This is a genomic window from Arthrobacter sp. Y3221087, assembly GCF_059089905.1.
On the sequence record NZ_JBNHFE010000003.1, the window covers coordinates 105,374 to 118,159 of the forward strand.

The following is a 12,786-nucleotide window of genomic DNA, read 5'->3' on the forward strand; positions in this document are numbered from 1 at the left end:
GGTTCTTGATCGCCAGCCAACCCGTGAGGAAGAGAGCCCGATGACAGAGAACCAATGGCCCCAGACCCCGAACACCACGCCGGCCGACCCGTACGGCGGACCGACCACAGGAGTTGACGGCAGCTTCACTGCTGCCGCGGACACCTCCGGCACCTCAAAGAAACAAGCGGCCAAGAAGGAGGCTTCGCACGTAGCCAGCGACGCGGCCTCCGCAGCCCAGGGAGTCGCCCAGACGGCCAAGAGTGAGGCTGCCAATGTGGCTGCCGAGGCGAAGCACAGTGCGCAGGACCTGCTGCACCAGGCGAAGACGGGCCTGAGCAGCCAGGCCGGGACGCAGCAGCAGAAGGCTGCCGAGGGCATCCGCACCATTTCCGGCCAGCTGCAGAACATGGCGGACGCCCCGGACCAGCAGGGTGTGGCCAGCGACCTCATCCGGCAGGCCGCGGAGCGCACCTCCTCCATGGCCACCTGGCTTGAAAACAGGGAGCCGGGAGACCTTCTGACCGAAGTCCAGCGCTTTGCCCGGAACCGCCCCGGAACCTTCCTGCTGCTGGCAGCCGGTGCCGGCGTCCTCGCCGGCCGCCTCACCCGCGGCCTCACCGCAGGCGCCCCTGAGACCCGGAGCGGCGCGGCCTCCCCGTCGCAGCGCACGTACACGGCCCCGCCGGCAGCTCCGCTCCGCCAGGAGACGGTATACGCCGCGGGCACCGACGATCTCTTCACGGAACCGACTGTGGGCAGCGGAGCGCCGGTATCAACCTCAACGCTGCCGGCCGGGACCACAGGGGACACCCCGCTCCGCTTCGAGGATGACCCCTACCGGGATGAGGACGGCAGCTACCGTGCAGCGGACGGAACCTACCGGTCAACGGAGGGACGGCAGCTGTGAGTAGTTCAATTCCGGAACCTGCGCCGAGTGAGGCGCATCAAAAGGCCGATAACGCCTCCCTCGGTGAGCTCCTGGGCGATGTGACCCGGGACCTGTCCACCCTGATGCGCCAGGAACTTGAGCTGGCCAAGGCCGAAGCCAAGCAGTCAGCCACCAAGGCGGGCAAGGGCGCCGGCATGCTGGGCGGGGCAGGAGTGGCAGGACACTTCGTCCTGGTCTTCCTGTCCCTGGCCCTCATGTTCGCCCTCGGCGCCCTGATGCCGCTGGGCTGGGCCGCCGTGATCGTCGCCGTCATCTGGGGCATCATCGCCGCGGTCCTGGCCAGCATTGGCCGCAAGGAACTCAAGCAGATCAAGGGCATGCCCCAGACCGGCGAAACCCTTTCCGAAATTCCCCCAACCCTAAAACCAGGTGAGGTCAACCGATGAGCGAGAACCCTGACGCAATCCGCCAGAACATAGAAGAAACCCGCGCACGGCTGGGCACCAACGTGGACGCCGTCGCGGACAAGGTCACCCCGTCCAACATCGTCAACCGCCAAACCGACAAGGTCAAAGACGCCGTGACCGGGGTCAAGGAGAGAATCATGGGAGCAGCAGACCACGCCACCACCCGCGTGCAGGACACCATGCACTCCGGGACCGGCCACACCAGCGACGCCCTGCACAGCACCGGGGACACCCTCCACGGCGCCAAGGACAACGTCTCCGCCAAACTCTCCGATGCCGGCACCGCAATCTCCCAGGCCCCGGACCAGGTCAAAGCCAAGGCGCAAGGCAACCCCCTGGCCGCGGGCCTGATCGCCTTCGGCGCCGGAATGCTCGTGTCATCCCTGATCCCGCCGAGCCAGAAAGAACGCGAAGCCGCGGACCAGCTCAAAACCGCAGCCCAGCCCCTGGCCGGCAAGGTCACCGACGCCGCGAAGGACATGGTCCAGGACCTGAAGGAACCGGCCCAGGAAGCGATGGAAAACGTCAAGGCCACCGCAACCGACGCAGCCCAAGCAGTCAAAACCGAAGGCCAGCACGCCGCCACCGACGTCAAGGACCGCGCCACCGACGCCAAAACCAACGTCCAAAACACCTAGGACAACCGCCGAGGGCCGCTCTTCCGTCCGGAAGGGCGGCCCTCGCTTTACCCGCCCTAAGCCAAGGAGCAACAACGTCATGAAAAAGCTGCTTTTCGCCCTGCTTCCCACCATCGTCAGCCGCGTCATGCGGGCCCGGAAGGCGCGGCAGGCCCGCGCTGGCCGGGTTCCCCCGCGGAACCGGTACTAGGTTTAGGCCCGGTCCGGCGCTAGCGCTTGCCCTTTTTGCGGGATCCCTTGCCGCGGCCCTTGTCCGGGTTGGGGGCATAGCGCTGGGCCACCTTGGGTGCCGGCTTCCGGGCTCCCCCGCCCCGGCGGTCAGGTTTGGGATCCTTCTTTACCTTGGCCGGCTGGGCGGACGGCTGGCGGGAGCTTTGGGCGGTGCGCCCACGGACAATCCCAATGAACTCCTCCAGGACCTCGTCCGTGGCGTCCGCCGGCCAGACCAGGGCGATCCCGGTTCCCGGGGCGCCGTTGAGCCGGCGGGCCACCGTGTCTTTAACGTTGAAATGGCGGGCGACGGACATGGGCAGGACCACCAGCCCGGCCCCTGCGGCAACCACCTGGAGCGCGGCTTCCGGCCCGCCGAGGCCGGCAACATCCAAAAAGGACTCCTGCTCCAGGTCTTCGAGCGCCACCTCCTCGAACACGGAGATCTCGTGTCCCTTGGGAGCCACCACCACCGGCTGCTCCTCGTAGAGCGGAATGACGCTCAGGCCGTCACGCTCAATGGGGAGCCGGACAAAGGCCATATCCGCCAGGCCTCCGCGGACAGCGTCAACGCGTGCGCCGCCGTCGTGCATGAACGCCTGCAACGGAATGTCCGGCATCCGCTCTTCCCAGCGGCGGATCCATTTCCCGGGCGTCACCCCCGGCACGTAGGCAATGCGGAGGGTCCGCGGCGCCGCCTGCTCCCCCGCGTCGGAGTCCTCGGAAGCGTCGGGCGGGGTGGTGTTGTCAGTGGGCACGTCTTCACAGTACCGCCCGCCCGGATACCCTTGAAGCATGACCTCTGCAAACTCCCAGTCCATGAAGCCGGCCACCGTTGCCAAGAAACTTGGCATCTACCTGCCCGCAACACCGCAGGAGTTCCAGGAATCAACCATCACCCGGGAGGAGTTCGCCGAACTCCAGGCCAACCCGCCGGAGTGGCTCGCAGAGCTTCGCCGCCACGGCCCGCACCCCCGCCCGGTGGTGGCGCAGAAGCTGAACATCTCCATCAGCGGCCTCGCCCGCGGCGGCGTTGAGGAAGCGCTGACGACGGCGGAAATCACCGCGCTGCTCCAGGCTCCCCCGCAGTGGCTGGTCACCGAACGCGCCACGCATGCCGCAGTCCGCGCCGAAGCCCAGCGGGTGAAGGAAGAGGCCGCGAAGAAGGCTGCAAAGAAAGCCCGCGCGCAGGCGAACTAGGTTCTCCCGCATCAGAGGCTTGTCCGCTGGTCTGCCCCTTGAGGGCTCGGATCCGCGGACAAGCCTCTGTTCATTAAGGAATTTCAGTCCTGGTGCAGCTGGACGAAGTTGCCGCAGCCGTCGTCGAACACGGCGCTGATGCCTGAGGGATCCTCGGCGGGTTCGCCCCGGAACACCACGCCCTCATTGATCAGCCGGTCGTACTCCGCCCGGACGTTGGGGACGCCAAAGACGATGGCCGGGAGGCCGGCGTCGTGCAGCGCGTTCATGTAGTTGGCTGCGATCGGATTGTCGCTGGGTTCGAGGAGCAGGCCCACCGAACCAGCGTCCGCGCCGGGGTCCTTGATGATGAACAGGTTGTACTCCGGCATGGCCATCAGGGTCTCGAAACCCAAGGTTCCGGTGTAAAAAGTGTGGGCGGCTGCGGGGTCCTTGACGTGGATGCTGCACATTTTGAGTCTCATGTTCCTCACCGTACGTGCCGGTCCCGCTTCACGAAACGTCAGAGACCAGCCATTGACCCCGCACGCCGGACACTGTGCAATTAAATGACCAGCCCGGGATTCCGCGGCCCGGGCGCTGTTAAGGATCGGGTGTCAGCCATGGGGGAATCCTTGTTTGAGGGTCTGGTCCAAGGGGTGTGGGCCCTGCTGCTTGCGGGGCCTGTCTTCGTCTGCAGTGTTGCCGCCACCGTCTTTGTGGTCCGGCGCCGTGCCCTTGCCGAGGGGGACGGGCAGCCGGAACGGTCGGACCAGCTCTTCTGGGACCTGTTCCTTGGCGCGTGCGTCGCTGTCCCTGCGCTTTTAATTCCCACGCTGGTCTCACCCTGGACCGGCCTGTTCCTGGGCGGGGCCGGGGTGGCCGCAGCGGTTGCCGCCTACCGCGGAACCCCGCGGTACCTCAGCCGGCGGCAGGCACGGCAGAACAGCCGCAAACAGGAGTCCGCACACCTGGCAGCCGCGGCGCGGCACGACGAAGTTGTCGCCAGGTGGCGGCGTTACGAGCTGGACCCGGCGTGCAGCATCGACTATCCCGCCCTCACGGACGTGCGCCTGCCGGAAACCTCGGCGTTCATCAAGGCGATGCGGACCGCGGACCAGCTGCGCGTGCATGCGCACCAGGACTATCCCGACGCCGTCACCCGCCTTGCTGCCTCACTCGCCGCTGCCGAGCAGGCGGCCGGCATTCCCGCCGGGAAGGCGTAGGACCGGACGTTAAGTGGTGTGTCGGTGCGGTGGAAGGTTCCGCCGCACCGGCGATAGCATCCGGAGATGAAGCCAGAAGAATTGCCGGAGCGCGACCAGTTCGGCCGGCTGCTTGAGGACCGCGGGGTGTGGCGCCAAGCCACCACCCTGGAAGCCGCCGGTGAGCTCACCGCCCGCTGGCTTGAGGGCGGCAGCTCCTACCAGCCCGGACACTTTGCAGCCGGCTTTGATGAGGAGACCGGACCAATTGCCGCAGCCCTGGCAAAACTGAACCGCAACGGGCTGTTCACCAAGGAGTCCCAGCCAGGCGTTCAAACCGAGTCTGCTGCACAGCGGGAGTACGTGACAGGCTTCTGCAGCGCTGCCGTTGCCGGAGACCTGCTGGCGCTGTCCACCCGGACTGACCTGGTCACGGTGGCCCACGCTCCGGGTGAGGCCAGCAGCGCGTCCATCCCGGTCACCCTGGCCGGGACGGAAGTCACCACCGTGTTGGGCTCCAGCGAGAACCCGGTGGACGAGGCCCAGATCCGCGACTGGGCCGACGAGACCAATGACGCCCTGGCGCTACTGCTTGCCGACTCCTGGTACGTGGAGATCCTCGACCCTGTGTGGGGACGCAACGGCGTACTGCTTCCCGCCGTACTCGGCGCCCTGACCGGGCGGGACTAACGGGGGAAAAGAAAAGGCGGGGCTGCCGCCCCGCCTTTACCGTTTCAGGAAACTTACAGTTCCACTGTGTCGCTTTCGCCGACGCTCATGCGGCTGTTGGTGACCTTGGACTTCACCCACTGCAGCGCCGTGGCGGCAGTGCCGCCCGGGCTGGTCCAGTACTCCGCGGAGTCTGAATCGACGTGCAGCAGGCATACCTCCGGGGTGTCCGGCCCGTCCGGGAACCAGGCCTCGACCGCCTCGTTCCACAGCTCGTGGATCTTGGCCCGGTCGGTCACAACCTGGGCGGTCCCGGCCACAGAAACCCACTCGGTGTTCTTGCCGAAGGCGACGTTGACGCGCGCGTCGGCCCGGACGTGGGCGACCTGCGACGTGCCCAGGCCGGTGAAGAACCACATGTCGCCGTCGTCCTTAACCTCCTGGACGGCCAACGGCCGGCTCACAAGGGCGCCCTTTTCGTTGATGGTGGTCAACATCCCGATCTTGGAATCGTTGATGATGTCCGTAACCTTGCTGATGCCCTGGGCGTCAGTCATGTCTCACCTCGCTTGTCTGCATAGGGGACGCTCCCCACTGGCAAGCCTATTAGTAAGCATGCTTATTGGCTATCCGACGGCGACGGCCACCCTTGCCACTTCGGCGATCCGGGCGGCGGTCTGGCGGCCGATCCGGATGGCGCCGTCCACGTGCTGGTAGCCTTCGGCGGCGAGGTCGGAGGAGGCCCAGTAGATGGGGCCGACGGGGGTCAGCTGGTCCTTGCCGTAGCGGTGCAGGCCGCCCAGGTCGTAGCTGGCGGCGTAGGCGCCGCGGGTCCATTCCTCGGATCCCCAGTCGGACTCGTAGTAGACCTCGGGCGTGAGTGCCTCGTCGCCGAGGAAACCGGCGATGGAGGCCAGGATTGCCTTCTTGCGGTCCTCGGCATCAAGTTCGAAGACGGCATCGGCCTTCTCGTCCGAGACGAAGCCCACCAGGGTGCCGCGGGTGTCGCCGTGGTTGGTGTTGTCGTAGACCTCCTGCACCAGGGCGTTGGCGCCGAAGCCGGTACCTGACAGGCCCTTGTCCCGCCAGAAGGGGCGGTCGTAGACGGCGTGGACCTTGATGACCAGGCCCAGGGACTGGTGCTGGTGCATCTGGTGCTGCCGGCGGGGCAGCGGCGGGTTGAAGGAGACGCGCGAGTACAGGTTGGGCGGGACGGCCATGATCACGAAGCGGGCGTTGACTGTGGCGCGGTCGGATTCGACGGTGACGCAGTGGCCGCCGTCGGCGTCCGGCTCCCAGTTGATGGTGCGCACCGGGGTGTTGAGGACGACGTCGTCGCCCAGCTCCTGCGCGAGCAGCAGCGATACCTGCTGCATGCCGCCCACTACGCGGCGGTCGAGGATGAAGTCCTCGTCCGTCAGGTGGGTGAATGAGCCGGCCGAGGCGGCCATCAGCACGGCCTGCAAGGCGGAGAAGGCGTGGGCGGGCTTGGTGAGCATGCCGCCGGCGATGAAGAGGCCGATGTTCTTGCAGGCTTCCTCATTGGCGGAGTTTTGCCGCAACCAGTGGTGGAAGGAGATGGTGTCCAACTCCCGCGCTTTGGGGTGGGCCCAGGGCTCGGTGGCGCCGATTTCCGCGGCGAGCCCGTCCAGCAATGCGACCAGGCGGTCCATTTCGGCTTTGGTGTTGGGATCCACCGGGAAGGTGTCGCCCGTGTAGCGGACGGGAATGCCGTCGGAGCCGATGTAGACGGATTCGCCCTGGCGGTAGCGGGAGTAGGTCTGCAGGCCGAGCTCGCCGAGGAGGTCCAGGAGCACGGTCTGGTCCGGGGAGACCCACTGGCCGCCGATTTCGAGCATGGCGCCGTCCACGGTATCGGTCCAGGTGCGGCCGCCCACGCGGTCGCGGGCCTCGAGCACGGCGACAGATAGCCCCGCCTTTTTCAGCTCCCGGGCTGCGGTGAGCCCGGAGGGACCGGCCCCAACGACGACGACGTCGCGGTTCAGGTTCAGCATGATGTCCTCTCTGCCTCCCGCGAAGTGACCGGGAGCACTAAATGAATGCCGTTCATTTATTAGAACTATAGCTGCTTGTGGCCGGGACGGGAAGTGCCCGGGTGGAATAATGCTGGGGACCACCAAAGAAAGGGCAGGAATGCCGGCAGTATCAGCCGAAGAAGGACACACCACGGGAACCGGGGCGGGGACGGGGCGCCGGCGGGCCGGCCGGCCATCGGCGGCGGTGCTGGACAAGGCAGGCATCACGACGGCGGCCCTGGACCTGGTCAGCCGGAAGGGCTATGACGGGCTCACCATGGCAGCGCTGGCGAAGCAGCTGGAGGTGGCGCCGTCGGCCCTGTATAACCACGTGGCGTCCAAGCGCGACGTGCTGCTGCTGGTGGAGGACCACCTGACGTCACTGGTGGACGTCTCGGCGTTCGGCTCGAAGTCCTGGGAGGATGCCGTGCGCACCTGGGCTTGGAGCTACCGGGACGTCTTTGCCGAGCACACGCCCCTGATTCCCGTCATCGCCGTGCTGCCGGTCACGGACGCCCCGCAGACCCTGGCGATGTACGAGACGGTGAGCAAGGGGTTCCTGGACGCAGGCTTCCCGGAGGAGCGGATTGTGTCCGCGATCGTAGCCCTGGAGTCCTTTATCTTCGGGTCCGCCTATGACGTGACCGCCCCCGGGGACATTTTCGAGCCAGGGTCCATGGCGGAGGCGAACCCGCATTTCACCGCCGCCGTGCGCAGTTCCGCCGGCCCCGGACGCCCCGCCGACACGGCGTTCGGCCTGGGGCTGGAGGCGCTCATCTCGGGGCTGGGGGCGCTGCGGGGGCATGCGGGCTGACCTAGCGCCCGGCGGTCCCGCTGCCATCCGTGATGTTGCAGCTGACGTCCCCGAGGAGACCCGCATCCGGATCAGCGTTTTCATCCAACAGGCCACCGATCACCGCTCCAACCTCCGTCAGGGCTTGGAGGCACGTGGCGTCGCCCGTTCCTGCGTCCTGCCCGGCGGATCCTGTGCCGGTCGGCTGCGTGGCGCTAGTGCCCGCTGCCGGTGCACTCCGGGGGGTGGGCGCGGGGGACGGCGCAGCCGGCTGGCCGGTCGCCACCGGCGCCGCTGATACCGGAGCAGGGGAAGCGGCGGCCGCTTCGCCGCCGGCACCGGGAGGTGTCCCCTCGACGTGGGGTACCTGCCCGGCTGCAGCCGCTTCCTGCGCCTGACCGGCGGCGGCCTGCGCCTTGGCCGCGGCTTCTGCCCTCGCCTCAGCTTCGGCCTTCGCCTCAGCTTCTGCTTTCGCTTCGGCTTCTGCTTTCGCTTTGGCGGCAGCCTCTTCCGCAGCCTTCCTATCGGCCGCAGCCCTGGCCCTCTCGGCCGCCGCCAATTGGCTAGTGCCCACCGCAGCGGAAGGGGCGGCGGTGCTGGCTGTGGCCTTGGCTTGAGCCGGGTCTGCGGTTGCCATGGGGTCGGGGGCGGTGCACGCGGTTGTCACGAACAAAGCAACAAGCGTACCGGTGGCCAGCAGATGATTCCTGCGCATGGAAAACGAAGCCTCTTCATGGGAGTGCGGAGCGGCAGACCTCGAGAGGTTCCCTGCCTGGAACGGTTTCCGGCCTGGGAACGCAGGGGCACCCCCGTGGGGGACATAGCACGCAGAAGCAGCATGGATGCTTCGCCGGGCGTGTGCTCCGACCGGTGACCTAAACGTTACATTGCACTGCCGGACGTGGCCAATCGACCCACGGCTATACTTGTAGTACAAGTTAGTTACTTGTATCCTAGGAAGGTGGGCGATGGCGCCCAGCAACCCCCACTAGGAGAATCCATGAGCACTATCGACCTGATCCGGCACGTCAAACTGTCCACCGCCCGCCTTCCGCTCGCTGTGCCCATCAGCGATGCCAAAGTGTTCACCGGCCGCCAAAAGCCGATGACGGAAGTGGTCTTCCTCTTCGCCGAAATCACCACCGAACAGGGCCACACCGGCCTCGGCTTCAGCTACTCCAAGCGGGCAGGCGGCCCGGCCCAGTACGCCCACGCCAAGGAAGTCGCCGAGGGCATCGTCGGCGAGGACCCCAACGACATCGGCAAGCTCTACACCAAGCTCCTGTGGGCCGGCGCCTCGGTGGGCCGGTCCGGCGTCGCCACCCAGGCCCTCGCCGCCATCGACATCGCCCTGTACGACCTCAAGGCCAAGCGCGCCGGGCTTCCCCTGGCCAAGCTCCTCGGCTCCTACCGCGACTCCGTCCAGACCTACAACACCTCCGGCGGCTTCCTGAACGCCACCCTCGAGGAGGTAAAAGCCCGCGCCACCCAGTCCATCGAGGAAGGCATCGGCGGCATCAAGATCAAGGTGGGCCTGCCGGACAGCAAGGAGGACCTCCGCCGCGTGGCGGGCATCCGCGAACACATCGGCTGGGACGTCCCCCTCATGGTGGACGCCAACCAGCAGTGGGACCGCGCCACCGCACTGCGCCTGGGCCGCCAGCTTGAGGAATTCAACCTCGTCTGGATCGAGGAACCCCTGGACGCCTACGATTTCGAAGGCCACGCCCACCTCGCGCAGGTGCTGGACACGCCCATCGCCACCGGCGAGATGCTCGCCTCCGTGGCCGAGCACAAGGGCCTGATCGCCGCTAACGGCTGCGACATCATCCAGCCCGACGCCCCGCGCGTCGGCGGCATCACCCAATTCCTGCGCCTCGCCGCCCTCGCGGACGAACGCGGACTGGGGCTCGCCCCGCACTTCGCCATGGAGATCCACCTGCACCTGGCTGCGGCCTACCCGCGGGAACCGTGGGTGGAGCACTTCGACTGGCTGGACCCGCTGTTCAACGAACGCCTGGAAACCAAGGACGGCCGGATGATTGTTCCAGACCGCCCGGGACTCGGCGTCACCCTCAGCGACCAGGCCCGCGCCTGGACCACCGAATCCGTGGAGTTCGGCGCGTAACCTTGAAGCCATGAGCCGGAACCTCACCGCGGACCTTGCCGCCGACCTTCGCAACCGCATCGTTGACGGCATCATCCAGCCCGGTGAGAAGCTCCCCAGCGAAAACACGCTCATCAGCGATTTCGGCGTCAGCCGCACGGTAGTGCGTGCCGCCCTCACCCGGCTCCAGGCGGAGGGGCTGGTGGAAACCGAGCGCGGCCGCGGCAGCTTCGCCCTTACTCCGCCCTCGGACGGGCCCGCGGCCGCGCCGGGGGCCCGTCCGGTGGCCACCACCGAGGACCGGCTGCACCTGCTGGCGTTCCGCATGGGGGTCGAATCGGAAGCGGCCGCCCTAGCTGCACGGAACCATACCGGCCGCCAGCTCCGGGCTGTCCAGGCGGCACTCGAGGAGTTCACCGCCAGCGCCGGGCACCCGGCCCACGCCATGAAATCAGACTTCGAATTCCACCGGGCGGTGGCCGCCGCCTCCGGAAACCCGTACTACTCCGACTGCCTCGCTGCCCTGGGGCAGACCATGATCGCGATGCCGCGCACCCGCCTGATGACCGGCGTCGAGCATTACGCCCGCGATCATTTCGACCAAGTGGTGCAGGAGCACCGTTCCATCGCCGACGCCATCGGCGATGGCGACGAGGCCGCGGCCGCCGCCGCCATGCGCAGCCACCTGGCCAACTCACGACGCCGGTTCAAGGCTTCCGCACGCGCGTCCGGCTAAGCCGGGGCAGCGCCTGAGCGGGCGCAGGCACCGTGGAGGCCTCCCGTCGTCGCGCCGCCCTATCACCGCCGCACCTAAGCGTGTTCGCGCATCGGAATCCGAAGGTACTGATGCGCGAACAAGCACGGGTATCAACACCAGAAGACAACGCAAAAGAACCCCGGTCCTAAGACCGGGGCTCTTCCATTTGCGTGCGCGAGGGGGGATTTGAACCCCCACGCCCTTTCGGACACTGGCACCTGAAGCCAGCGCGTCTGCCGTTCCGCCACTCGCGCGCAACTTCTTCCACCGGACCACTCCGGTTTCCCGGATTCGCAGTCTTGTAAAAGCAGCGAGATCAAGCATAACGGACAGATGCCGCAAAACACCAATTGGCCTGCCGGAGGCTGTGTGGAACCCCATACGGACAGCCGGGATTCCCTGTCCTGCCGCAGGTGAAACGACCGTCAGGAACGGCTTCCGGGATCCCGGGGCACGAACTTTTCCGGGCGGCGGGCCGTTGTGGATTAAGGTCATTCACAGGCCTGCCCAGTAGTATCGGATGTAGAGGCGGCTGCGTCCTGCAGGTGCACTGCCGGGTTGTGAACTGCACGCAAAGAGAAGTTCCGGAACTAGGACTGCCCCGTATCCGGGGGGAAAGGAGAAGAACCATGGGCCTGCTGGACAAAGTTGAACGCGGCATTGAAAAGGCTGTCCGGGGCGTCTTCTCCACCGGATCCAAAGCCCAGGTTGAGCCAGTGGAAATCGCCAGCCGGCTGCGCCGGGAAGTGGACCACAGGTCCCTGACCGTCACCGCCGGGAGGACACTGGCACCCAACGTCTTCGACGTGCAGCTCAGCGACGATGACTTCCGGCGGGCCCAGGAATGGGGCACCCCGCTAGCAGAGGAACTCTGTGACGTTGTCATCAACCATGTCCGCGGCCAGGGCTACACACTGCAGGGCCCGGTGCGGATCTCCTTCCGCCGGGACACGGAACTTCGGGCCGGAGACTTCGAGATCGTCTCCTCCACGGAGAAATCAGGCGCCGCTCCGGCCGCTCCTCCCGCGCGGCCCAACGTTCCGGCCGCGCCCAGCCGCCAGCCGGTCCGGCTCCAGCCCGTCCTGGACATCGACGGCCAGCGCTATTCCCTCAATGCCCCGTCCATCGTGCTCGGCAGGTCGTCCGATGCCGATATCCATGTAGAGGACACGGGCGTCTCGCGCCGCCACCTCGAGATCCGCACCGCGAACGGCGTCTCCACGGCGGTGGACATGGGCTCCACCAACGGAAGCTACGTCAACGGCCAAAAGGTTTCCGGAAGCACCGAACTCACCGACGGCTCCACCATCACGATGGGACGGACAAAGATTATCTTCCGCCTGCTTCCAGCCAGCCCGGGTGGCCCCGCATGAGCGACCTCACCATCACCGCGCTGCGGTTTGGCTTCCTCCTGCTCCTGTGGGTGCTCATTTTCAGCATCGTCTCTGCCATGCGCCGTGACCTTATGGTGGGGCGCAAGGCAGCGTCCGGGGCGCCCACTGCCCGGCAGGTCCGCAAAAACCCGGATCTTGCCGATACCCCGCCGGCACCCGCCAAGCAGCAGGCCCGGCAGCTGGTGGTAGTCGAGGGACCGCTGAAGGGGACCTCGGTGCCGCTTGCCGCCAGCCCCATCCTCTTGGGACGCGCCCAGGAGGCAACACTGGTCCTCGAGGACGACTATGCCTCGGGCCGTCACGCCAGGCTGTTCCCCCAGGGCAGCCGCTGGTTCATCGAGGACCTGGGTTCCACCAACGGAACCTACCTCGCGGACCAGCAACTGACCCGTGCCCTCCCCGTTGAGCCAGGCGTACCTGTGAGAATCGGCAAGACGGTCATCGAATTGAGGCCATAGCC

General features: G+C 66.9%; 16 protein-coding genes and 1 tRNA gene. 11 read left to right on the top strand and 6 right to left on the bottom strand.

Going from position 1 to position 12,786, the window contains the following annotated elements:
* Positions 1-40: 40 nt before the first annotated feature.
* The 3 genes from AC5RUO_RS12315 to AC5RUO_RS12325 are packed head-to-tail and all read left to right on the top strand — an operon-like array spanning position 41 to position 1,976.
* Positions 41-889 (top strand): hypothetical protein, encoded by an 849-nt coding sequence (locus tag AC5RUO_RS12315; RefSeq protein WP_494011362.1) that lies wholly within the window; start codon positions 41-43, stop codon positions 887-889.
* Positions 886-1,317 carry a phage holin family protein gene (locus AC5RUO_RS12320; RefSeq protein ID WP_494011363.1) on the top strand — a complete coding sequence of 144 codons (432 nt, stop codon included), beginning with the start codon at positions 886-888 and terminating at the stop codon, positions 1,315-1,317. Before AC5RUO_RS12315 ends, AC5RUO_RS12320 begins: the two co-directional genes overlap by 4 nt.
* Positions 1,314-1,976: a DUF3618 domain-containing protein gene (locus tag AC5RUO_RS12325; RefSeq protein ID WP_494103667.1), complete on the top strand. Its 663-nt coding sequence runs from the start codon at positions 1,314-1,316 to the stop codon at positions 1,974-1,976. Before AC5RUO_RS12320 ends, AC5RUO_RS12325 begins: the two co-directional genes overlap by 4 nt.
* 209 nt (positions 1,977-2,185) lie before the next feature.
* Here AC5RUO_RS12325 and AC5RUO_RS12330 read toward each other — a convergent pair whose 3' ends face one another.
* Positions 2,186-3,019 carry a LysR family transcriptional regulator substrate-binding protein gene (locus AC5RUO_RS12330; RefSeq protein WP_494103668.1) on the bottom strand — a complete coding sequence of 278 codons (834 nt, stop codon included), beginning with the start codon at positions 3,017-3,019 and terminating at the stop codon, positions 2,186-2,188.
* Between AC5RUO_RS12330 and AC5RUO_RS12335 the strand changes: the two genes are divergently transcribed.
* Positions 2,982-3,386 (top strand): DUF5997 family protein, encoded by a 405-nt coding sequence (locus AC5RUO_RS12335; protein WP_494103669.1) that lies wholly within the window; start codon positions 2,982-2,984, stop codon positions 3,384-3,386. The genes AC5RUO_RS12330 and AC5RUO_RS12335 overlap by 38 nt on opposite strands.
* Before the next feature lie 83 nt (positions 3,387-3,469).
* Here the strand turns inward: AC5RUO_RS12335 and AC5RUO_RS12340 are convergent, their stop codons facing one another.
* Entirely contained in the window at positions 3,470-3,850 is a 381-nt protein-coding gene (locus tag AC5RUO_RS12340) for a VOC family protein (RefSeq protein ID WP_494103670.1), read from the bottom strand.
* 138 nt (positions 3,851-3,988) lie between these two features.
* Here AC5RUO_RS12340 and AC5RUO_RS12345 point away from each other — a divergent pair, with 138 nt between their 5' ends.
* Positions 3,989-4,591, top strand: a complete 603-nt coding sequence (locus AC5RUO_RS12345; protein WP_494011368.1) for a hypothetical protein — start codon at positions 3,989-3,991, stop codon at positions 4,589-4,591.
* A 66-nt stretch (positions 4,592-4,657) separates the two neighbouring features.
* Positions 4,658-5,260 carry a DUF6919 domain-containing protein gene (locus AC5RUO_RS12350; RefSeq protein WP_494011369.1) on the top strand — a complete coding sequence of 201 codons (603 nt, stop codon included), beginning with the start codon at positions 4,658-4,660 and terminating at the stop codon, positions 5,258-5,260.
* A 53-nt stretch (positions 5,261-5,313) separates the two neighbouring features.
* Here the strand turns inward: AC5RUO_RS12350 and AC5RUO_RS12355 are convergent, their stop codons facing one another.
* Together AC5RUO_RS12355 and AC5RUO_RS12360 are read right to left on the bottom strand one after the other, a co-directional pair.
* On the bottom strand, positions 5,314-5,796 hold the full coding sequence (locus tag AC5RUO_RS12355) for a pyridoxamine 5'-phosphate oxidase family protein (RefSeq protein WP_494103671.1): 483 nt from the start codon (positions 5,794-5,796) through the stop codon (positions 5,314-5,316).
* Between the two features lie 69 nt (positions 5,797-5,865).
* Positions 5,866-7,254: a flavin monoamine oxidase family protein gene (locus tag AC5RUO_RS12360; RefSeq protein ID WP_494103672.1), complete on the bottom strand. Its 1,389-nt coding sequence runs from the start codon at positions 7,252-7,254 to the stop codon at positions 5,866-5,868.
* A 139-nt stretch (positions 7,255-7,393) separates the two neighbouring features.
* Here AC5RUO_RS12360 and AC5RUO_RS12365 point away from each other — a divergent pair, with 139 nt between their 5' ends.
* On the top strand, positions 7,394-8,089 hold the full coding sequence (locus AC5RUO_RS12365; protein ID WP_494103673.1) for a TetR/AcrR family transcriptional regulator: 696 nt from the start codon (positions 7,394-7,396) through the stop codon (positions 8,087-8,089).
* 1 nt (position 8,090) lies between these two features.
* On the opposite strand, the gene AC5RUO_RS12370 is transcribed toward AC5RUO_RS12365, so the two are convergent.
* Positions 8,091-8,783, bottom strand: a complete 693-nt coding sequence (locus AC5RUO_RS12370) for a hypothetical protein (protein ID WP_494103674.1) — start codon at positions 8,781-8,783, stop codon at positions 8,091-8,093.
* Between the two features lie 285 nt (positions 8,784-9,068).
* Between AC5RUO_RS12370 and AC5RUO_RS12375 the strand changes: the two genes are divergently transcribed.
* Both AC5RUO_RS12375 and AC5RUO_RS12380 read left to right on the top strand, forming a co-directional pair.
* A complete protein-coding gene (locus tag AC5RUO_RS12375) occupies positions 9,069-10,196 on the top strand; it encodes an L-talarate/galactarate dehydratase (protein ID WP_494011374.1) in 1,128 nt (375 codons plus the stop codon).
* 10 nt (positions 10,197-10,206) lie between these two features.
* The gene (locus AC5RUO_RS12380) at positions 10,207-10,911 is read left to right on the top strand and encodes a FadR/GntR family transcriptional regulator (RefSeq protein WP_494103675.1); all 705 of its coding nucleotides are present in this window, start codon (positions 10,207-10,209) and stop codon (positions 10,909-10,911) included.
* Between the two features lie 192 nt (positions 10,912-11,103).
* Here the strand turns inward: AC5RUO_RS12380 and AC5RUO_RS12385 are convergent.
* A tRNA-Leu gene (locus tag AC5RUO_RS12385) sits at positions 11,104-11,186 on the bottom strand.
* A 375-nt stretch (positions 11,187-11,561) separates the two neighbouring features.
* On the opposite strand from AC5RUO_RS12385, the gene AC5RUO_RS12390 reads away from it, so the two are divergent.
* Both AC5RUO_RS12390 and AC5RUO_RS12395 read left to right on the top strand, forming a co-directional pair.
* Positions 11,562-12,305, top strand: coding sequence for an FHA domain-containing protein (locus tag AC5RUO_RS12390; RefSeq protein ID WP_494051995.1), 744 nt, complete (start codon positions 11,562-11,564; stop codon positions 12,303-12,305).
* The gene (locus tag AC5RUO_RS12395; RefSeq protein WP_494011377.1) at positions 12,302-12,784 is read left to right on the top strand and encodes an FHA domain-containing protein FhaB/FipA; all 483 of its coding nucleotides are present in this window, start codon (positions 12,302-12,304) and stop codon (positions 12,782-12,784) included. Before AC5RUO_RS12390 ends, AC5RUO_RS12395 begins: the two co-directional genes overlap by 4 nt.
* Positions 12,785-12,786: the final 2 nt, after the last annotated feature.